The organism is Ruegeria sp. R8_1 (genome assembly GCF_017743815.1).
GTDB classification, from domain to species: Bacteria; Pseudomonadota; Alphaproteobacteria; order Rhodobacterales; family Rhodobacteraceae; genus Ruegeria; species Ruegeria lacuscaerulensis_A.
Window position 1 is genome coordinate 365,291 of record NZ_JAGHRL010000003.1, and the last position, 19,778, is coordinate 385,068.

General features: G+C 59.9%; 20 protein-coding genes and 1 tRNA gene. 20 read left to right on the plus strand and 1 reads right to left on the minus strand.

Features of this window, described 5'->3' with window-relative positions:
• Window positions 1–41 precede the first annotated feature (41 nt).
• From J7380_RS09150 to J7380_RS09245, 20 genes are all read left to right on the plus strand, one after another.
• Window positions 42–443: a plastocyanin/azurin family copper-binding protein gene (locus J7380_RS09150; RefSeq protein WP_209195447.1), complete on the plus strand. Its 402-nt coding sequence runs from the start codon at window positions 42–44 to the stop codon at window positions 441–443.
• Window positions 444–632: 189 nt separating this feature from the next.
• The gene (cobA, locus tag J7380_RS09155) at window positions 633–1,394 is read left to right on the plus strand and encodes a uroporphyrinogen-III C-methyltransferase (RefSeq protein ID WP_209195448.1); all 762 of its coding nucleotides are present in this window, start codon (window positions 633–635) and stop codon (window positions 1,392–1,394) included.
• Complete coding sequence (locus J7380_RS09160) at window positions 1,387–1,740, plus strand: cytochrome c (RefSeq protein ID WP_209195449.1); 354 nt, start codon at window positions 1,387–1,389, stop codon at window positions 1,738–1,740. The genes cobA and J7380_RS09160 overlap by 8 nt, the downstream gene beginning before the upstream one ends.
• Window positions 1,737–2,882 carry a cytochrome D1 domain-containing protein gene (locus J7380_RS09165; RefSeq protein ID WP_209195450.1) on the plus strand — a complete coding sequence of 382 codons (1,146 nt, stop codon included), beginning with the start codon at window positions 1,737–1,739 and terminating at the stop codon, window positions 2,880–2,882. The genes J7380_RS09160 and J7380_RS09165 overlap by 4 nt, the downstream gene beginning before the upstream one ends.
• Before the next feature lie 3 nt (window positions 2,883–2,885).
• On the plus strand, window positions 2,886–3,875 hold the full coding sequence (locus tag J7380_RS09170) for an AsnC family transcriptional regulator (protein WP_209195451.1): 990 nt from the start codon (window positions 2,886–2,888) through the stop codon (window positions 3,873–3,875).
• The gene (locus J7380_RS09175) at window positions 3,872–4,321 is read left to right on the plus strand and encodes an Lrp/AsnC family transcriptional regulator (protein WP_209195452.1); all 450 of its coding nucleotides are present in this window, start codon (window positions 3,872–3,874) and stop codon (window positions 4,319–4,321) included. Before J7380_RS09170 ends, J7380_RS09175 begins: the two co-directional genes overlap by 4 nt.
• Window positions 4,318–4,800: an AsnC family transcriptional regulator gene (locus J7380_RS09180; RefSeq protein WP_209195453.1), complete on the plus strand. Its 483-nt coding sequence runs from the start codon at window positions 4,318–4,320 to the stop codon at window positions 4,798–4,800. The genes J7380_RS09175 and J7380_RS09180 overlap by 4 nt, the downstream gene beginning before the upstream one ends.
• Before the next feature lie 3 nt (window positions 4,801–4,803).
• Window positions 4,804–6,018, plus strand: coding sequence for a heme d1 biosynthesis radical SAM protein NirJ (nirJ, locus tag J7380_RS09185; protein WP_209195454.1), 1,215 nt, complete (start codon window positions 4,804–4,806; stop codon window positions 6,016–6,018).
• Window positions 5,993–7,546 carry a nitrite reductase gene (locus tag J7380_RS09190; protein WP_247742466.1) on the plus strand — a complete coding sequence of 518 codons (1,554 nt, stop codon included), beginning with the start codon at window positions 5,993–5,995 and terminating at the stop codon, window positions 7,544–7,546. Before nirJ ends, J7380_RS09190 begins: the two co-directional genes overlap by 26 nt.
• On the plus strand, window positions 7,503–7,766 hold the full coding sequence (locus tag J7380_RS09195; protein ID WP_209195455.1) for a hypothetical protein: 264 nt from the start codon (window positions 7,503–7,505) through the stop codon (window positions 7,764–7,766). Before J7380_RS09190 ends, J7380_RS09195 begins: the two co-directional genes overlap by 44 nt.
• A 91-nt stretch (window positions 7,767–7,857) precedes the next feature.
• Window positions 7,858–8,322: a DUF2946 family protein gene (locus J7380_RS09200; protein WP_209195456.1), complete on the plus strand. Its 465-nt coding sequence runs from the start codon at window positions 7,858–7,860 to the stop codon at window positions 8,320–8,322.
• A complete protein-coding gene (locus J7380_RS09205; RefSeq protein ID WP_209195457.1) occupies window positions 8,313–10,490 on the plus strand; it encodes a NosR/NirI family protein in 2,178 nt (725 codons plus the stop codon). Before J7380_RS09200 ends, J7380_RS09205 begins: the two co-directional genes overlap by 10 nt.
• A 14-nt stretch (window positions 10,491–10,504) precedes the next feature.
• Entirely contained in the window at window positions 10,505–12,412 is a 1,908-nt protein-coding gene (nosZ, locus tag J7380_RS09210; protein ID WP_209195458.1) for a TAT-dependent nitrous-oxide reductase, read from the plus strand.
• Between the two features lie 2 nt (window positions 12,413–12,414).
• On the plus strand, window positions 12,415–13,671 hold the full coding sequence (locus tag J7380_RS09215) for a nitrous oxide reductase family maturation protein NosD (RefSeq protein ID WP_209195459.1): 1,257 nt from the start codon (window positions 12,415–12,417) through the stop codon (window positions 13,669–13,671).
• The gene (locus J7380_RS09220; protein ID WP_209195460.1) at window positions 13,661–14,554 is read left to right on the plus strand and encodes an ABC transporter ATP-binding protein; all 894 of its coding nucleotides are present in this window, start codon (window positions 13,661–13,663) and stop codon (window positions 14,552–14,554) included. Before J7380_RS09215 ends, J7380_RS09220 begins: the two co-directional genes overlap by 11 nt.
• A complete protein-coding gene (locus J7380_RS09225) occupies window positions 14,551–15,372 on the plus strand; it encodes an ABC transporter permease subunit (RefSeq protein ID WP_209195461.1) in 822 nt (273 codons plus the stop codon). The genes J7380_RS09220 and J7380_RS09225 overlap by 4 nt, the downstream gene beginning before the upstream one ends.
• Window positions 15,369–15,884: a nitrous oxide reductase accessory protein NosL gene (locus J7380_RS09230; protein WP_209195462.1), complete on the plus strand. Its 516-nt coding sequence runs from the start codon at window positions 15,369–15,371 to the stop codon at window positions 15,882–15,884. Before J7380_RS09225 ends, J7380_RS09230 begins: the two co-directional genes overlap by 4 nt.
• Complete coding sequence (locus J7380_RS09235) at window positions 15,881–16,780, plus strand: FAD:protein FMN transferase (RefSeq protein ID WP_209195463.1); 900 nt, start codon at window positions 15,881–15,883, stop codon at window positions 16,778–16,780. The genes J7380_RS09230 and J7380_RS09235 overlap by 4 nt, the downstream gene beginning before the upstream one ends.
• Before the next feature lie 624 nt (window positions 16,781–17,404).
• Window positions 17,405–18,865 (plus strand): catalase, encoded by a 1,461-nt coding sequence (locus J7380_RS09240; RefSeq protein ID WP_209195464.1) that lies wholly within the window; start codon window positions 17,405–17,407, stop codon window positions 18,863–18,865.
• 125 nt (window positions 18,866–18,990) lie between these two features.
• Window positions 18,991–19,230 carry a hypothetical protein gene (locus J7380_RS09245; protein WP_209195465.1) on the plus strand — a complete coding sequence of 80 codons (240 nt, stop codon included), beginning with the start codon at window positions 18,991–18,993 and terminating at the stop codon, window positions 19,228–19,230.
• 393 nt (window positions 19,231–19,623) lie between these two features.
• Here the strand turns inward: J7380_RS09245 and J7380_RS09250 are convergent.
• Window positions 19,624–19,713: transfer RNA gene (locus tag J7380_RS09250), tRNA-Ser, on the minus strand.
• Window positions 19,714–19,778: the final 65 nt, after the last annotated feature.

Here is a 19,778-nt window from a genome sequence, read left to right on the forward strand (position 1 = left end):
GGTGATCCGGCCCCGTCCCCCAAGAAGAGGAGATTTGGACGATGAAACCCCAACACCTTCTTCCCGCGCTGCTGGTGCTGGCAGGGCCCGCATGGGCCGATGACACCGCCGACCTGTGCGCCGAGGCCGAGGACCGTTATGTCGAGCTGTTCGGCCAGCCCTCATCCGCGGTCGAGGATGCCGAGGTGGTGTTGATGTACAAATACACCTTTTGCCCAGTCGAACTGAGCGTCAAACCCGGCACTACGGTGCGCTGGGTGAACGTCGACAAACGCACCAGCCATTCAGTCTTGCTGAAGGATGGCAGCGAACCTGAAAGCGACCGGCTTTTCCCCGAGGAATCGGTTGATCTGACCTTCCTCACACCCGGCCCGCAGGAATATCTGTGCGGACCGCATTGGGAAACGCAGAACATGATCGGAATGATCACCGTCGAACCCTGAGCCGAGGCAAACATACAGGCAAGATGAAGGAGCGCGGGCGCGAATCCCGCGCTCCTTAACTTTAGTCAAGGCAAGGCGGATCAGAATGCGGGAAGTTTGGCGCATGACACGCCCGGCCTGCCCAGCAACGTCCCAGACACGCAGTGCAAATCCGGGTTTCGACCACATTCAGACCAAGCGAGTTTGCACATGAGCGGTAAGGTTTTTCTGATAGGCGCTGGCCCCGGTGACCCCGAACTGATGACCCTGCGCGCGCTACGGATGCTGCAAGAGGCGGATGTGGTTGTGTATGACCGTCTTGTCTCGGCCGATATTTTGAACCTGCACGCGGATGGCGCGCGACTGATCCCCGTGGGCAAGGCACCCAAATGCCATACGGTGCCGCAGGACCGTATCAATGACATCCTTGTTAACGAAGCCCGCGCCGGTCACACGGTTGCGCGCCTAAAGGGCGGCGATCCGATGATCTTTGGGCGTGGCTCAGAAGAGGCCGCCTACCTTATCGCCCACGGCATATCGGTCGAATACGCGCCGGGAATCACAGCGGCACAGGGCGCGTCCAGTTCCACCGGCGTGCCGCTGACCCATCGCGGGCTGGCGACCTCGGTGCAATATGTCACCGGGCACCGGCAGGCCGACAAGGTGCTGGATCTTGACTGGAAGCGTCTGGCCGACCCGGACTCGACGCTTGTGGTCTATATGGGCGTTGCCAATATCGGCCAAATTGCCATGGGGCTGATGACCGAGAACCTGCTCGGGTCAACGCCAGTTCTGGCCGTGGGCAAAGCCACTACGCCGGATGAACGCCGACTGGTTTCGCGGTTGGACCAGTTGGCCGCCGACGTGCGTGACGCTGATCTGAAAGCGCCAACGTTGTTCATCATTGGCAAGGTGGTGTCGCTTTATGCGGAACGGCCTGTGGCTGAACTGTTGGAGCAAGTACATGGCTAGCTTGGCTCCGTCCCGCCGAGGCCCAATCAAGGGTTGGACCGCGCGCACTTTCCTAACAAGCGCCGTGCTTGTGGCGACCACAGCCTTTGCCGCCGACACGCTGGACCCTGCCGCCTTGAAACGCCTTGTCCACCAAGACTGCGGATCATGCCACGGATTGACTCTGAAAGGCGGGCTTGGTTCCGACCTCCGTCCGGAAACCCTTGAACACTACGATTTAGACGTTCTGACCAGCGTCATCCTCGATGGCATTCCCGATACCGCAATGCCCCCGTGGCGAGCCCTGATCACCGATGAAGAGGCCGAATGGATCGCCCGCTACCTGCTGCAACAGGAGGACCAATGAAACACCTCATCCTTACCCTTGCCGCAACCCTGTTGATTACCACCGCACAGGCCGAACCGACCGCGACCGGCGATCTGGGCCTTGTGATCGAACGGGCCAAGGGCTCGGTCCTGCTGGTGGATCAGTCCGACCGCGCCGCGCTGGCGCGGATTGAAGGGCTGGGTGACCTGTCCCATGCCTCGCTGGTCTATTCGCCTGACGAACGCTTTGCTTTTGTCTTTGGCCGTGACGGAGGGCTGACCAAAGTCGACATCGTCACCCGCCAGATCGTGAACCGCGTGGTGCAGGCGGGCAATGCCATCGGCGGCGCGATCTCGGATGACGGTAAACTGGTCGCCGTCTCGAACTATGAACCCGGCGGCGTGCGGGTCTTTGACGCGGACACGCTTGAGATGGTCGCCGACATTCCCACCGACAGCAAAACCATAGGTCTGGTCGACGCGCCGGGCCGCCGGTTCGTGTTCACCATGTGGGACACGGGCGAGACCTGGATTGCCGATTTCTCTAAGGGTGACCCCGAGATCACCAAAATCCCCGACATGGGCAAGAACCCCTATGACGCGCTGATCACCGCCAATGGCCGCACCTATATCACCGGCCTCTTTGGCGAGGACGGCTTAACCGCGCTGGACCTGTGGTCTGAGACACCGGAACCGATCCGTGTGCTGCCCAACTACGGACGCGGGCAAGAGGAGATGCCAGTCTACAAGATGCCCCATCTGGAAGGCTGGGCGCTGACGGGACGCGAATTTGTGCTGCCCGCCGTTGGACATCACGAGGTTCTGTGGATCGACGCGAACACCCTGTCTGAGACCGGGCGCACCCAGACCCACGGCCAGCCGGTCTTTGCCATGGCACGTCCCGACGGGCGGCAGGTCTGGGTGAACTTTGCCCACCCGCTGAACGACACGATCCAGGTGATCGATTCCGTCAGCAAAAAGATCATCCACGAATTCAAACCGGGCCCTGCCGTGCTGCATATGGAGTTCACACCGCGCGGGCATGAGGTCTGGATCAGCGTACGCGATGCCAACAAGGTCATGGTCTACGACACGCAAAGCTTCGAGAAACTGCGCGAGATCGAGGCCGACAGCCCCTCGGGCATCTTCTTTACCGCCCGCGCGCATCGGACGGGACTTTGACAGATGGACCATATAACCGACCCCATCGATCGCCGCCTGCTGGATGAGTTCCAGCGCGATTTCCCTGTCACAGATCGTCCGTTTCAGGTGCTGGGCTTCTTGTTGGGACTTGATGAGGCCGAAGTGCTCGACCGTCTGGCGCGCATGCGCAAGACCGGACGTATCACGCGGGTCGGCGCAACCATCGCACCCGGCGCGGTATCTGCCAGTACCCTGGCTGCCGTTGCCGCTCCTGAGTCGCGTCTGGAAGAGGTCGCCGCCCTGATCGACGCGGAACCCGGTGTGAACCACAATTACCAGCGCGAGGATGACTGGAATCTTTGGTTCGTGGCCACCGGCCCGGACCGGGCGCATGTCAACGACACGCTCGCTCGGATCAGCCGTCGCACCGGATTGCGCGTTCTGGATCTGCGGCTGGTCCGCCCGTTCAACGTTGATTTGGGCTTTCGGATGTCCGGGGAGGCGCGCAATGTTCCCGGCCCCCGCAAAGTGGATTGTTCCGCCATGCAGGACGGCGACCGGCCCTTGTTGCAGGCGCTCAGTTCCGGGCTGTCGCTGGTTGCGGAGCCCTATGCCGCGCTGGCCCGGTCCCTGAGTCGCAGCACAGTCGATGTGATGGAGCGGATCGAGGCATTGCACCAGGCCGGGATCATCTCGCGCCTGGGTGTCATCGTGCGCCACCGCGCTTTGGGCTGGTCCGCCAATGCGATGGTGGTCTGGGACATGCCCGCCGATCAGGTCGGCACCGCCGGCCCGGCGCTGGCTGCCCATCCCGGCGTGACACTGTGTTATGAGCGCAACCCGGTCGAAGGTGTCTGGCCCTATCGCCTCTATTCTATGATCCACGCCCGTTCGCGCCCCGAGGCGATGGAGGTCCTGGCCGGAGCTACCGCCCTGCCCGAGCTGGCAGGAGCCCAACACAAGGTGCTGTTCTCGATACGGTGTTTCAAACAGACCGGCGCGCTGATCCAACCGAAAGAGGTGGCCGCATGAATCTGGACGACACCGACCGCGCGATCCTGAACCGGATGCAGGACGACCTGCCCTTGGTATCGCACCCCTACGCAGCGATTGCCGAGGAGTTGGGGATCGCGGAATCCGACCTTCTGGGCCGTCTGACCCGCATGAAAGAGGATCGCGTGATCACCCGCTTCGGCCCCTTCTTCGACGCCGCCGCAATGGGCGGGGCCTTTTGCCTGTGCGCAATGGCCGTCCCTCCGCAGGATTTCGAAACCGTCCTGACCAAAGTCAATGCACATCCCGAAGTTGCCCATAATTATGAGCGCACGCACCAGCTGAACATGTGGTTCGTGCTGGCCACCGAAACGCCCGAGGGGATCGAGGCCAGTGCTGATGCGATAGAACGGGAAACGGGGATCAAGGTTCTCCGTTTCCCCAAATTGCAGGAATTCTTCATCGGCTTCCGGGTAGCAGCATGATCGACGCAAAAGACCGAGAGATTATCGAGGCGCTGCAAGGCGGCCTGCCTCTTGTCCCCGCGCCTTATCGGCAGGTGGCCGAGGGGCTGGGACTGGATGAAGACGCCTTGCTGTTCCGGCTGGCCGAACTGAAAGCACGCGGCGTGATCCGACGGATTGCGGCGGCCCCCAACCACTACAAACTGGGTATGACCTCGAACGGGATGACCGTCTGGGATGTGGAAGATGACCAAGTGACCGAGATAGGCACCCAGATCGGTCTGCTGCCCTTTGTGACCCATTGCTATGAACGCCCCCGCGCCCTGCCCGAATGGCCCTATAACCTGTTCGCCATGGTCCACGGCACCGACCCCACCGAGGTCGAGGAAAAACGCGCCAAAATCGCGGCCATCCTTGGCGATGCCTGTCGGGCGCAGGACATCCTCTATTCCACGCGCATCCTGAAAAAAACCGGGCTGCGCCTGAAAACGAAAGGCTGAGATATGTTCCGCCTGACCGAATACATGCATCAGCTGGTCAAGCCGACCCCGGTGCGCAAACGCCGCCCCGGGCCAGTGAAACCCGTGGTGATCTGGAACCTGACCCGGCGCTGCAATCTGAAATGCCGCCATTGCTACACCGTCTCGGCGGATGTGGCCTTCCCCGGTGAGCTCAGCCATGAGCAAGCCATGGTCACCCTTGAGGATCTGGGTCAGTTTCGCGTCCCGGCCCTGATCCTCTCGGGTGGGGAGCCGCTGGACCGGTTCGATTTCTTCGACATCGCCAAACGCGCCCGCGATCTGGTGCCGATGCTGGCGCTGTCCACGAATGGCACGCGGATTCATGACGAGACCGCCGACATGATCGCAGATGTGGGGTTCAACTATGTGGGCATCTCGCTGGACGGGATCGGGGCCACTAATGACTGGTTCCGGGGCGTCGAAGGTGCCTTTGCAGACGCCCTGCGCGGCGTGCGTGAATGCAAGAAACGCGGCATCAAGGTGGGCCTGCGGTTCTGCCTGACCGAAGGCACCCAGCATCACCTGCCCGACCTGCTGCAATTGTGCGACGACGAAGGCGTGGACAAATTCTACTTGTCCCACCTTGTCTATGCCGGGCGCGGTGACAAGAACCGGGGCGAGGATGCCGAGCATCTGCGCACCCGCACCGGTCTGGATTTGCTACTGGAACGCGCGTGGGAAGCGGCCTCGGGTGGCCGCCCGCTGGACATCGTGACCGGCAACAATGATGCCGATGCCGGGTATTTCCTGAACTGGGTGCGCGCCCATTTCGACGCAGAAAAGGCGGCGCATGTGCGCGATCATCTGGCGGCCTGGGGCGGAAACTCCAGCGGGTTGGGCGTGGCGAATATCGACAATCTGGGCCGCGTGCATCCTGATACCTATTGGTCTGATTACACGGTCGGCAATGTGAAAACCAAACCGTTTTCCGAACTGTGGACCAGCGATGATCCGATGCTGGCGTTGCTGCGCACCCGCCCGCGCCCCCTGAAAGGGCGTTGCGGGGCGTGCCAACTGAAGGATGTCTGCGGTGGAAACACCCGCATCCGCGCACTGCAGTTGACGGGCGATCCATGGGCCGAGGACCCGGCCTGTTATCTGTCAAATCAAGAAATCGGCGTCGAAGACGCGGGCGAGCGCCTGCAGGTCACGCCGTTCCGGGGGAAAAGTCATGATCCGGCGCATCAATTCTTCTGACACTCTGAAAATCAGCGCGCTGTGCGCACTGCTCCTTGCGGGCACCTCATGGGCCGACGCGCCTTCGGATTACGCGGAATACTGCGCCTCGTGCCATGGTGAAAACCGGTTGGGCGGCGTTGGCCCCGCGCTGATCCCCGAGACGCTGAAACGGATGCGCGGCCCCCGCGTCGCCGCCGTGATTGCCGAAGGCCGCACCGCCACGCAGATGCCCGCTTTTGCGCATGAGCTGGACACCCTGCAGATCGAAGAACTGGCCGGATGGCTGAAATCGCCGCTGGAAACCAATCCCGAATGGGGTGAGGCCGATATCATGGACAGCCGCACATTGGACGAGGACTATGTGCCCGTCGATGCCCCGGTCTGGGACAGTGACCCAATGAACATCACGCTGGCGGTTGAAACCGGCGATCACCATGTCAGCGTGTTGGACGGCGATACGTTCGAGGTTCTGGACCGGTTCGAAACGCCTTTTGCAGTGCATGGCGGCCCGAAGTTCAGCCCAGATGGGCGCTATGTGTTCATCATGTCCCGCGATGGTTGGGTTCAGAAATACGACATCTGGGCGCTGCAACAGGTGGGGCGCGTGCGCGCGGGCCTGAACAGCCGCAACATCGCCATGTCAGGCGATGGCAAATGGGTGGCCGTGGCGAATTACCTGCCGAATTCCCTGACCTTGCTGTCGACCGAAGATCTGTCAGTCGCCAAGGTCATCGAGGTCAAAAGCAAGAAAGGCGTGCCCAGCCGTGTCTCGGCCGTCTATCAAGCTCCTCCGCGTGAAAGCTTTGTGCTGGCTCTGAAGGACGTGCCCGAGATTTGGGAGGTCTTCTATGGCGCCAACCCTCCACAATTCGGGCTGGGCCATGATTTCCGCATCGAAGGCCAGTTCAAGAACCCCGATCCCTTCCCGGTACGCAAGATCACCACGCCCGACTATCTGGACGATTTCTTTTTCGACCAGAGCTATGAATACGTCATGGGCGCCTCGCGCGATGGCAAAGGCGGGCAGGTGATTGATCTGGTGATCGGTCATAAGATTGCCGATCTGGACTTGCCAGGGATGCCGCATCTGGGCTCGGGGATCACCTGGAAACATGGCGACACGACCGTGATGGCGACGCCGCATCTGACCGATGGCACGGTGTCGGTGATCGACATGGAAAGCTGGGAAACGGTCAAGCGGATAAAGACCGAAGGGCCAGGTTTTTTCATGCGCAGCCATGAAAATTCACCGTATGTCTGGGCCGATGTCTTCTTTGGTCCCAACAAGGACGCCATGCATGTGATCGACAAGCAGAGCCTTGAGATCGTCAAAACCTTGCGCCCTGCGCCGGGGAAAACCGTGGCCCACGTGGAGTTCACCAAGGATGGCCGTCACGCGCTGGTGTCGATCTGGGAGGATGACGGCGCGGTGATCGTCTATGACGCGCAGACGCTGGAAGAGGTCCGCCGCCTGCCGATGCGCAAACCGTCTGGGAAGTACAATGTCTGGAACAAAATCACCTTCTCGGAAGGCACCAGCCACTGAAGGCAAATGGTCGGTCTGGAAACTGGCCATCCTGCTCTATCCGGCCACGGCTCTGACCGTGGCCATAAACCTGTTTCTGGCCGGGTTGATTGCCCATACCCTTGGTTTTGCGATTATTCCCCCGGTGACAGCGCTGATCTGGTCGGTGCCGTTGGGCGTGCCCGCAAGTTGGCTGGCGGGTCGTTGGGTGCGTGGCCTGATGGATGAGGCCGACGGCTAAGGCGCGAAACCCTTCGCACCTAACAGAAGTCAAGTATCGGTCCGAGAGAATCTCCTAGAACGCAGGAAAAGAATACCGAGTTGGATTCTCCATGCCCGTCTCAAACCCTCTGCACAACCTCCCTGTTCGCGCGTCCCGCGTGGCTTGTGCATGGGCGGGCATCCTTCTTCTGCTGTTGCAAACGCTTGGCCCGGTTCTGGCGAGTCCCGGCCAAAGCATGTGGGTGGAGATCTGCTCGGAGGCGGGGGCGGTTTGGGTTCAGGTCGACCTTGAAGAAGGCACCAAAGACCCAACCGCACCCTGCCCGAAATGCGCCGATTGCGCCCTGTGCGCCGTCACTACGCTGGCGCCGCTGCCCGACTTGCCGCATCTGGTCCTGTCTCAGAAGACCGATCTTGCCCAGTGCCAGTTTGCAGATCAGTTCCAGCCCCATGATCAAACCCGTTTGTGGCCTGAATCCCGAGGACCCCCGCGCGCGCCCCAAGAAACAACTGAACGCGCATTGCGCGCGTCCGTGGCGTCCACCCTAAAGATCGGAGGTGCGCCGTGGTCGTAAGTCGCGCATTCCACATTTTGCTGGCCCTTGTCCTGTCCTGCCTGATGGCGATCACTGCCCATGCCGACAGCCTTGCCAGCTTCCTGCCTGAAATCGAGCCCGCCGATCTGGCCCCCGGAGCCGATGCCTTTGGCCCGGTACGCGAGGATGTGCCCGTTGCACCCGTCCTGAAAGGGGGCGAGACCGTGGCCTGGGCCTTCCTGACCTCAGATTTCGTGGGCACGACTGGCTATTCCGGCAAACCCATCCACGTGGTCGCCGCAATTGATGACGACGCGGTTTTGACCGGAGTGCAACTGGTCAAACACTCGGAACCCATCGTGCTGATTGGCATCCCAAATTCCCGCATGGTCGAGTTGACCGAAGGCTATGCCGGGCTTGATCTGAAGGTTGAGGCCGAGACGGGCGGTGAAGGGCATGACCTCGACATCATCTCAGGCGCGACAGTCACGATCATGGTGATCGACGACAGTCTTGTGCGCGGCGGCATCAAGGTGGCGCGCGCATTGGGCTTGGGCGGCTTGGCACCGGCGCAGGCCGATGGGCCCAAGCGCGAGGTCGATATGGCGCAGGACGCCATCTATGACTGGACCACCCTATCCGGCGACGGTTCGATCCGGCGGCTGACGCTGGATATCGGGCAGGTCAATGCGGCGTTCGAGGCGACGGGCGATCAGCGCGCGATCAAGCGCCCGGAACCCGGCGAACCTGACGACACTTATATCGACATGCATATGGCGCTGGTCTCGGTGCCGTCGATCGGTAAATCGCTGTTGGGCGAGGCCGAATATCAGAACATGGTCGACTGGCTGGATGAAGGCGAACAGGCCATTCTGGTGCTGGGGCGCGGGGCCTACAGCTTCAAGGGCTCGGGCTATGTCCGGGGCGGGATTTTCGACCGGATTCAGCTGATCCAGGGCGACAATTCGGTGCGGTTCTTCGACAAGCAGCAGCGCCGTCTGGGCGAGGTTGCAGCCCCCGATGCCCCAAGCTTTACGGAACTGGACATCTTCAAGATCCCCGCCGAGGCCGAGTTCGATCCCGCCGAGCCCTTCCGCCTGCAACTACTGGCGCAGCGGGCCGTGGGCGCGGTCGAGAAAACATTCCTGACCTTCGATCTGGGCTACAAACTACCCGAGCAGTATCTGCTGCCCGTTGCGACCCCTGTGGTTGTCGATGATGCCACCAGCGAAGCGGCAGCGAAGGCCGCGCTGTGGAAACGCATCTGGAAGGACCGCACGGTTGAGATTGGGGTGCTGGGCGCGATGCTGTTGGTGCTGACGGCGACCTTCTTCTTCCAGTTCCACGCCACCATGAATGCGCGGGTCTTCCATTGGTTCCGCATCGGGTACCTGACCATGACGCTGTTCTTCATCGGCTGGTACGCCAATGCGCAGCTGAGCGTGGTGAACCTGATGGCACTGGCGGGCAGCCTGCGCACAGGCTTTTCATGGGATGCCTTCCTGCTGGACCCGTTGGTGTTCATCCAGTGGTTCGCCGTGGCCGCCGCCCTGCTGTTCTGGGGGCGCGGGGCCTATTGCGGCTGGCTGTGCCCGTTTGGCGCGCTGCAGGAGTTGACCAACAAGATCGCGCGGGCATTCAAGGTGCCGCAATGGACCTTGCCTTGGGGCCTGAACGAACGCCTCTGGCCTGCGAAATACATGATCTTTCTCGTGTTGTTCGGGATCAGCTTTGTCTCGATCCCGCTGGCCGAAACCTATGCCGAGGTCGAGCCGTTCAAGACCGCGATCATCCTGAAATTCATGCGCGACTGGCCGTTTGTGGTCTTTGCGCTGACCCTGCTGGGGATCGGGCTTTTCGTGGAACGGTTCTACTGCCGCTACCTCTGCCCGTTGGGCGGAGCGCTGGCGATCCCTGCCCGTATCCGCATGTTCGACTGGCTGCGCCGCTACAAGGATTGCGGCACGCCCTGTCAGACCTGCGCCAACGAATGCCCCGTTCAGGCGATCCACCCCACCGGTGAGATCAACCCGAATGAGTGCGTCACCTGCCTGCATTGTCAGGTGCTCTATCAGTCCGAGGACAAATGTCCCGTCGTTATCCGCCAGCTGAAGCGGCGGGCCAAGACAGGGTCGGTCCAGATGAAGACCCCGCTCGGACAACCACCGGCGAACCATCCGAACGCCAAACCGCAAACCGCTTCTTGATTGGAGGGACGATCATGTCAGACCAAGAAAACAAACTGAACATCACACGCCGCGGAATGCTGGGGGCCACCGCCACCGGCGCCGTGATTGCCGGGACGGGCCTCGGCTCGACCCTGATGACCGCACGCGAAGCCAGCGCCGCCGCCAAAGCCCATCTGGAACCGGGTGAGCTGGACGAATATTACGGCTTCTGGTCCTCGGGCCAGACGGGTGAGTTGCGCATTCTGGGCGTGCCTTCGATGCGCGAGCTTATGCGGGTGCCGGTGTTCAACCGCTGCTCGGCCACCGGCTGGGGTCAGACCAACGAGTCGCTGAAGATCCTGACCGAGGGCCTGCTGCCCGAAACCAAGGAGTTTCTGGCCGCAAACGGCAAGGTCACCTATGACAATGGCGACCTTCACCACCCGCATATGTCGTTCACCGATGGCACCTATGACGGCCGCTATCTGTTCATGAACGACAAGGCCAACACCCGCGTGGCCCGCGTGCGCTGTGACGTGATGAAATGCGACAAGATCATCGAGATTCCGAACGCGCATGACATCCACGGCTTGCGGCCACAGAAATACCCGCGCACCGGCTATGTCTTTGCCAATGGTGAGCACGAGGCCCCGCTGGTCAATGACGGCCAGATCCTCGACGATCCATCCAAATACGTGAACATCTTCACCGCCATTGACGGTGACAGCATGGAGATCGCATGGCAGGTGATGGTTTCGGGCAACCTCGACAACACCGACTGCGACTATCAGGGCAAATACGCCTTCTCGACGTCCTATAACTCGGAAATGGGCATGAATCTGGCCGAGATGACCGAGAATGAGCTGGACCACGTGGTCGTGTTCAACCTCAAAGGCATCGAAGACGCCATCGCCGCCGGCAATTATCAGGAGCTGAACGGCGTTAAGGTCGTAGACGGCCGCAAAGAGGCTGGCGGCAACCTGACCCGCTACATCCCGATCCCGAACTCGCCACACGGTGTGAATGCCGCGCCCGACAAGAAACACATCATGATCAACGGTAAGCTGTCGCCGACCGTGTCCGTGATCGATGTCGAAAAAGTCGACGCGCTGTTTGCCGACAACGCCGATCCGCGTTCCGCCATCGTGGCCGAACCGCAGTTGGGTCTTGGCCCGCTTCACACCGCGTTTGACGGCAAGGGCAACGCCTACACCACCCTGTTCCTGGACAGCCAGGTGGTGAAATGGGACATCGCCAAAGCCATCGAAGCCTTTGGCGGCGCGGACGTCGATCCGATCCTTGACAAGGTGGACGTGCAGTATCAGCCGGGCCACAACTCGACCTCGATGGGTGAAACCGCCGAGGCTGACGGCAAGTGGCTGATTTCGATGAACAAGTTCTCGAAAGACCGCTTCCTGAACGTCGGTCCGCTGAAGCCCGAAAATGAGCAGTTGATCGACATCTCGGGCGACAAGATGAAGGTGGTTCATGACGGCCCGACCTTTGCGGAACCGCACGATTCGATCCTTGTGCACCGCTCCAAGGTGAACCCGGTCAATGTCTGGGATCGCAACGACCCGATGTGGGAAGATGCGCGAAAACAGGCCGAGGCCGATGGCGTCGATCTGGACTATGGCGCGGATGAGCCGATCCGAGATGGCAACAAGGTGCGTGTCTACATGACCTCGGTCGCACCTGTGTTCAGCATGGAGAAGTTCACCGTCAAGCAAGGAGACGAAGTCACTGTCTATGTCACCAACCTGGATGACGTGGATGATGTGACCCACGGCTTCTGCCTGTCGAACTTCGGCGTCGCCATGGAGGTTGCACCACAGGCCACCGCCTCGGTCACGTTCATCGCTGACCGTCCGGGCGTGCACTGGTTCTATTGCCAGTGGTTCTGCCACGCGCTGCACATGGAAATGCGCGGCCGGATGTTTGTTGAGCCGCGGAGCGCATAATCATGCGTTGGTCCCTGCTCATACCGCTCCTGCTCGGCTCGCCCCTTTGGGCGGCGGACTGGGATGTGCCCAACCGGGCGGGGGCCATCAACGAGATACTGGCGCAGGCGGCGAATGGGGACACCCTCCGCCTGAGCCCCGGTGTTTATACCGAACACCTCGTACTGGATCGGCCCGTCACAATCGACGGGCTGGGACAGGCCACCATTGACGGACAAGGTGAGGGCAGCGTCATCACCGTGACCGGCCCCGGCGTGACCCTGCGCGGGTTGACAGTGATTGGCTCTGGCTCGGACCATGACGGGATCGACAGCGGCATCCAGCTGACCAAAACGGCCCACGCGCCGGTGGTCGAGGACAATGTGCTGCTGGGCAATCTCTATGGCATCGACATCCACGGGGCCAAGGACAGCATCGTGCGCCGCAACCGGATCGAAGGGCGGCAGGACCGCCACATGAACGCGCGCGGCAATGGGGTCTATGTCTGGAACGCACCGGGTGCCGTTGTCGCCGACAATGACATTCAGTTTGGCCGCGATGGAATTTTCGTGAATTCTTCGAAGAAGAACTTGTTCACCGGCAACCTGTTCCGCGACCTGCGTTTTGCCGTGCATTACATGTATGCCGACAATTCCGAGGTCAGCAACAATGTCTCGATCGGCAACGATCTGGGCTATGCGGTGATGTTCACCTCAAACGTCAAAGTCACCGACAATATCTCGATTGACGACCGCGAACATGGCGTGATGCTGAACTATGCCAACAAGAGCGTCATCACCGGCAATGTTGTGAAAGGTGCGAAAGAGAAGTGCACCTTCCTTTATAATTCGAACAAGAACGAATTCACTGACAACTGGTTCCAGGGTTGCGGCATCGGCATCCACTTTACCGCCGGCAGTGAGCGCAACCGGATCGTTGGCAATGCCTTTGTCGGCAACCGGACACAGGTGAAATACGTCTCGACAAAATGGGTCGAGTGGTCAGAAAACGGGCGTGGAAACTATTGGTCCGATTTCGCCGCCTATGATGTGGATGGCAATGGCGTGGCCGATGCCCCTTATCGCCCCAACGATTCAATGGACCATGTGCTGTGGACCCAACCCGCAGCCAAACTGCTGCTCGGCTCGCCTGCCGTGCAGCTGGTGCGCTGGTCGCAATCGGCCTTCCCGGCGCTGCTGCCGGGCGGTGTGATGGACAGCAATCCCTTGATGCAAGCCCCTGAACCCCCAGCTATGAAAAAGGTGCCTCATGACGGATAAGGCCCTGACGATTAACCAAGTCTGCAAGGACCGTGGCAAGACCCGCGTTCTTGACGACATCACCCTATCCCTTGCCCCCGGTCAGCGCGTTGCGCTGCTGGGCCATAACGGCGCGGGCAAGTCGACGCTTATCAAATCCATCCTTGGCCTGATCCCGATTGAGGGCGGCACCATTCGCATCGGGGACGCCACCCCCGGCAGCGCACAGGCGCGGCGCGAGACGGCTTATCTACCCGAAGCGGTGTCCTTCCACCCGGCCCTGACGGGACGCGAGCAACTGACCTTGTTTGCCCAGCTTTCGGGCGCGAAGGCGGATGTGCCCGGCCTGCTGGAGCGGGTCGGCCTCAGCGATGCGCTGGATCGCCGGATTGGGGCCTATTCCAAAGGGATGCGGCAACGTCTGGGTCTGGCGCAGGTTCTGCTGGGTCAGCCGAAGGTCGCGTTGCTGGATGAACCCACATCGGGCCTGGACCCAATCTCGCGGCAGGACCTGTATGCCATCATTGATGAGCTGGCCGGGCAAGGCACCGCCGTTCTTATCGCCTCCCATGCGCTGACCGAAGTTGAGGCCCGCACCGACCGCATCGCCATCATGCGCAAGGGTCGGATGGTGGCCGATGACACGCTGACCAACCTGTCTGCGCTGGCCGGTCTGCCGATCCGCCTGAAGGTGCGCGCCAGTGCCAACCCCGATGCGCTGGCCGCCGAACTGGGCGGCAACCGCATCAACGGCGCGTCTGTGGAACTGCTCTGCACCCCCGATGACAAGATGGAGGCCCTGCGCCGCATCGCCGGATTGGGCGACGCGGTGGCGGATGTGGAAATGACCCCACCCAAGCTGGAAGACCTCTATCGCCATTACGCACAGGAGGGATCGCAATGACCCGCTTCCTCGCCATCACCCGCACCGAAATGCTGATCCTGCGCCGCAACCGCTGGCTGTTGGTCGCGACGCTGATCATGGTGCTGTTTGCGCTGGCGCTAACTTTCGCAGGCAGCGCGCCAACCGGCACGCTGGGGGTCGACATGCTGACCGTCTCGGTCGCGTCGATGACCACGCTGTCAGTCTATCTTGCGCCCTTGCTGGCGCTTATGATTTCTTTTGATGCCATCGCAGGTGATGTGGACCGGGGCAGCTTGTCGCTGCTGCTGTCCTACCCCGCGGGGCGCGGAGAAATCCTGTTGGGCAAGTTCACCGCTCATCTGGCGGCGCTGGCTTTCGCCATGACCGTGGGGTTTGGCACCGCAGGCGCTGTGGCCGCCTTCTTTGGTGGCGCGGGGCCTGAAAGCCTGATGGCTCTGGCGCGCCTGATCCTCACATCCATCCTTCTGGGCGCTGTCTTTTTGGCGCTGGGATACCTGCTGTCCGCCCTGGCAAAGGGGGCCACGGCGGCGGCGGGTCTGTCGGCCGGGCTCTGGCTGGTTTTTGTCGTCCTCTATGATCTGGGCCTGTTGGGGGCCGTCGTCATGGACAAGGGCGGCGTCTTCACCCAATCCGTCTTTCCGTGGGTGATGGTGGCCAACCCGGCCGACGCATTCCGTCTGTGGAACATCGCCGCAACCGAAGGCGTGGCCATGGCCTCGGGCATGACCGGTGCCGCGCAGGCCCTGCCCGTCTGGGCCGCGCCTGCCTCACTGCTGATCTGGCCGGTGCTGGCCTTCACGCTCGCCCGCACCGCATTCCGGAGGGTTGAACCATGAAGCGCCTGTGCCTGATTGCCCTGATCGCGCTGAGTGCCTGTAAGGAAGAGGTGGCCGAGGCCCCCGGCCCAGTGGACCTGACCCCAGATGCGCTGAGTTTCTTCTGTCAGATGAACATCGCCGAACATGGCGGGCCCAAGGGACAAATCCATCTGGAAGGCTACCCCGCGCCGCTGTTTTTTGCGCAGGTGCGCGACATGGTGGCCTATCTCAAAAGCCCTGAACGCGACGCCAAGATCACAGCTGTATATGTCAGCGACATGAGCGTCGCGCCGAGCTGGCGGCAGCCGGGGATCGCGAACTGGATTGCAGCCGACGGCGCGACCTTTGTGGTCGGGGCCAAAGTCGCGGGTGGCATGGGAGCCCGCGAAGTGGTGCCCTTTGGGGATGTCACCGCTGCACAGACCTTCATCGACACCTACGGCGGCACTGCGGTGCCCCTTGCAGAGATCCCCGATACCGAGGTTCTGGGTCCCGTCGATTTGGACCTGAAGCTGGAGACCCCGTCATGATCGCCCTCACCCGTCGCCGCTTTTTGACTATCTCAGCCGCCTGTGCCTGCACCCCGGTAGCCGCCGCCAGTTCTGCTATGTGGCACGGCACGGCCATGGGCGCTAAAGCCAACCTGCGCCTTGAGGGCCTGAACGCCGCCGAGGCGGCCCCCATCTTTGCCGCAATCACGGCAGAACTAGACAGGCTAGAGAACATATTCAGTCTGTATCGCCCCTATTCTGAGCTAAGTCGGCTAAATACAAATGGGCACCTGACCGCGCCATCGCCAGAACTGCTACAGGTTCTCAGCTTGTGCTCGGCATTGCACGACGCCTCGGACGGTGCATTTGATCCGACGATTCAACCGCTCTGGATGGCTTCGGCAACAAGGGCTGATGCAAGGGAATTGGATCGCGCCCGTCAAACAGTAGGGTTGCACAAGATATCGGTGGACACTGATGCAATCCGCCTGCCGCACGCCGGACTTGCCGGGTTGACCCTGAACGGGATTGCGCAAGGTGAAATCACCGACCGCATAACCACCCTGCTGAACCAGTTCGGTCTGCGAAATGTTCTGGTCAATATGGGCGAGATATCGGCGCGAGGCACCCGCAACGACGGGCGCGCATGGCAAGTCGGCTTGGCTGGACCGAAGGAAAATGTGCACGGTAAGCTTGAATTGCGCGACAGAGCCGTTGCGACTTCAGTACCGGGAATGATGAGACTTGCGGGTGGCATGCACCATATCTTTGACCCCAACAACCGGTTAGTACCTCAAGGCGCAGTATCGGTTTCCGCCCCCAATGCTGCCTTGGCGGACGGGTTATCAACGGCTCTGTGCTTGACACCAACCAACCAAATCGGTTCGGTTTTGTTACGTTTCCCGGATGCAAAGCTCGAGAGTTTGATACAGTAAACCTCCGTATCCGTTGTCAGAGACTGTCGGAGTCCGTGGAGGGGCAGAAGGGACCCTCGGTTTCAGTTTCTTTTCGAATTCAAGCGACAACAGGCCCGTGCTGCAAGCACCGGATTCGAACTGTCTGTTTTTTGATCTACTCTTTAACAGAATTGCTATTTTACACTGCTCTGAGGCTATAGCGACGTCAGCCCTGGTGGGACCCTTGATGACCAGCACCCGATCACAGCACCGACGCTGAAGCCCGCTATGAAGGTCTGCGTGCCAAGGCAGCTATTTTTCGTCGCTCCGAGGTCTCGCGTCTGACACCACTTAGCCCTCTGCCATTGCGGAGCGTCATGCCGAAATCGGTGCTTTCAGCCTCTGGGACAGTTGCGCTCTCGACTCAATCATCTGAAAGCCAAAGAGCAGATCACAACCGGTCGAGTGTAAACAAGTTGGCAGAACTTCCTACAATGTTTTGATAGCTTGTAAATAAGCTACATTTTGGACTTTTATTCAAAAATATTTTTACACAATTTGTTCCCTAACACGTGTTTGAAATGCGACCATAAGTTGAATTTTGCCCGGTTCACAAAATTTTCTCCGACGATAGCTTCGACGCACAAATCGAGGAGAAAGTGAATGGCTAAAAAACCTAAGTTAACCACCGCATTCGGGGCCCCGGTCCCTGACAACCAAAACATCATGACAGCAGGTCGTCGCGGCCCCGCGCTGCTGCAGGATGTATGGTTTCTTGAAAAAATGGCACATTTTGACCGCGAAGTGATTCCGGAGCGCCGGATGCACGCCAAAGGTTCCGGAGCGTATGGGACGTTCAAAGTAACCCATGACATCACTAAATTCACTCGCGCCAACATCTTTTCCAAAATCGGAAAAGAGACTGAGATGTTCGTTCGATTTTCAACCGTAGCGGGTGAACGAGGGGCCGCAGATGCTGAGCGAGACATTCGTGGCTTTGCCATGAAATTCTATACTGATGAAGGCAATTGGGATCTCGTCGGCAACAACACCCCGGTCTTCTTTTTGCGCGATCCGCTGAAATTTCCCGACCTTAACCACGCGGTCAAACGAGACCCGCGCACAAACATGCGTAGTGCAGACAACAACTGGGATTTTTGGACTAACCTACCTGAAGCCCTGCATCAGGTCACCATTGTGATGTCGGATCGTGGCCTACCCGCAACCTATCGGCACATGGACGGTTTTGGTAGCCACACATTCAGCCTGATCAATGCGGACAACGAACGCTTCTGGGTCAAGTTCCACTTCAAAAGCGCGCAGGGGATTAAGAACCTGACCGATGCCGATGCAGCTGAAATCGTCGCGGCAGACCGGGAAAGCCACCAGCGTGACTTGTATGACAACATCGAACAGGGCAATTTTCCGAAGTGGACGATGTTTGTGCAAATCATGCCCGAGAAAGAAGCAGGCAGCTATCACATCAACCCGTTCGATCTGACCAAAATCTGGCCCAAGGCGGACTATCCTCTGATCGAAGTTGGTGAGTTCGAGCTGAACCGGAACCCCGAAAACTACTATGCGGAGGTTGAGCAAGCCTCGTTCGCGCCTTCCAGCGTAGTACCAGGCATCGGTTTCTCACCGGATAAAATGTTGCAGGGGAGGCTGTTTTCCTATGGTGACGCAGCTCGCTACCGGCTGGGCGTGAACCATTCGCAAATTCCGGTCAACGCGCCCCGCTGTCCTTTCCATTCCTATCACCGCGATGGCGCGATGCGGGTCGACGGCAACTATGGGTCTACTCTGGGTTATGAACCGAACATGTTCGAAGAGTGGCAAGAACAGCCCGATTTTTCCGAACCGCCCTTGTCGCTTGAGGGTCAGGCCGATCACTGGAACCATCGCGAGGATGAAGACTACTACTCGCAACCCCGTGCCCTGTTCCAACTGATGACTGATGATCAGAAACAGCAGCTGTTTGACAACACTGCGCGAGCCATCGCTCCGGCTCGTATCGAGATCAAACACCGTCACATCCGTAACTGTCATAGGGCCGATCCGGCCTATGCGCAGGGCATCGCGGACGCGTTGGGAATCAATCTCGGCGATGTTGCGGACCTGTAACGACACCCGGCCCGGCGTGCGCTACGCAGTCGGGCTTTTTCACAATTTTCAGGACTTTCTCTATGACAAACTCTCACGACCGTCTTTCAATAAACCGCCGCGCCCTTTTGGCAGTGGGGTCCGGAATGACCGTAACCGCAGCTGTCCCGGCAGCCGCGCTAGCGTTTGATACGCCGCAGGATGACTTGTACCATCAAGTTGCAACTCTGATTGAGGAGCTTGAAAGCGATCATGGCTCGGGTCTTGCTGCCGTCAACTGGTCGCGGCGCCATATTGCCAACAAATTGCGCGTGGCTTTGAATCTACCAGTTGAGAAACCCGTGTTCGATGCTGACTACACTGAATTCTATAAGAAAACCTTATAGGTGCGACTGGAGGGCAGAGCTAATTGTGTCCGTCAGCTAGTCTTTCTAGTTGCTGCGGACCGCTCTGCCGACAAGCTCCTCGAGCTTTCGTCCGAGACTTGATTGATGCAGTGCGCATATCCTGAGGTGGATTCCGATAAGGTTCGCTTTACTCAAGCAGTGATGGCTACACACTCCTTTTGGGATTGGGCGGCAATGGTTTTAGGAAAGGTGCGGCAATCGCATTAGAATACGCAATTTAGATACGATGTACGAAGCGGCCAGTGGGTTGCAATTGGGCATAGCTGATTCACCCGTTGCATGAGGTGGCAACCAAGCGCATTTGGGATGGCGGGTTTTTTTGGCGGGTATCACGACTAGAGTCGAAAAATATCATTTACATTCAATGATATATGGCGGAGACGAAGGGATTCGAACCCTCGAGACGGTTTCCCGCCTACTCCCTTAGCAGGGGAGCGCCTTCGACCACTCGGCCACGTCTCCGTTGGCCGGTATATCCCTGCCCGGCGACCAGTTACAAGGCGATTTTCCCAGCTGTTGTTATTTTT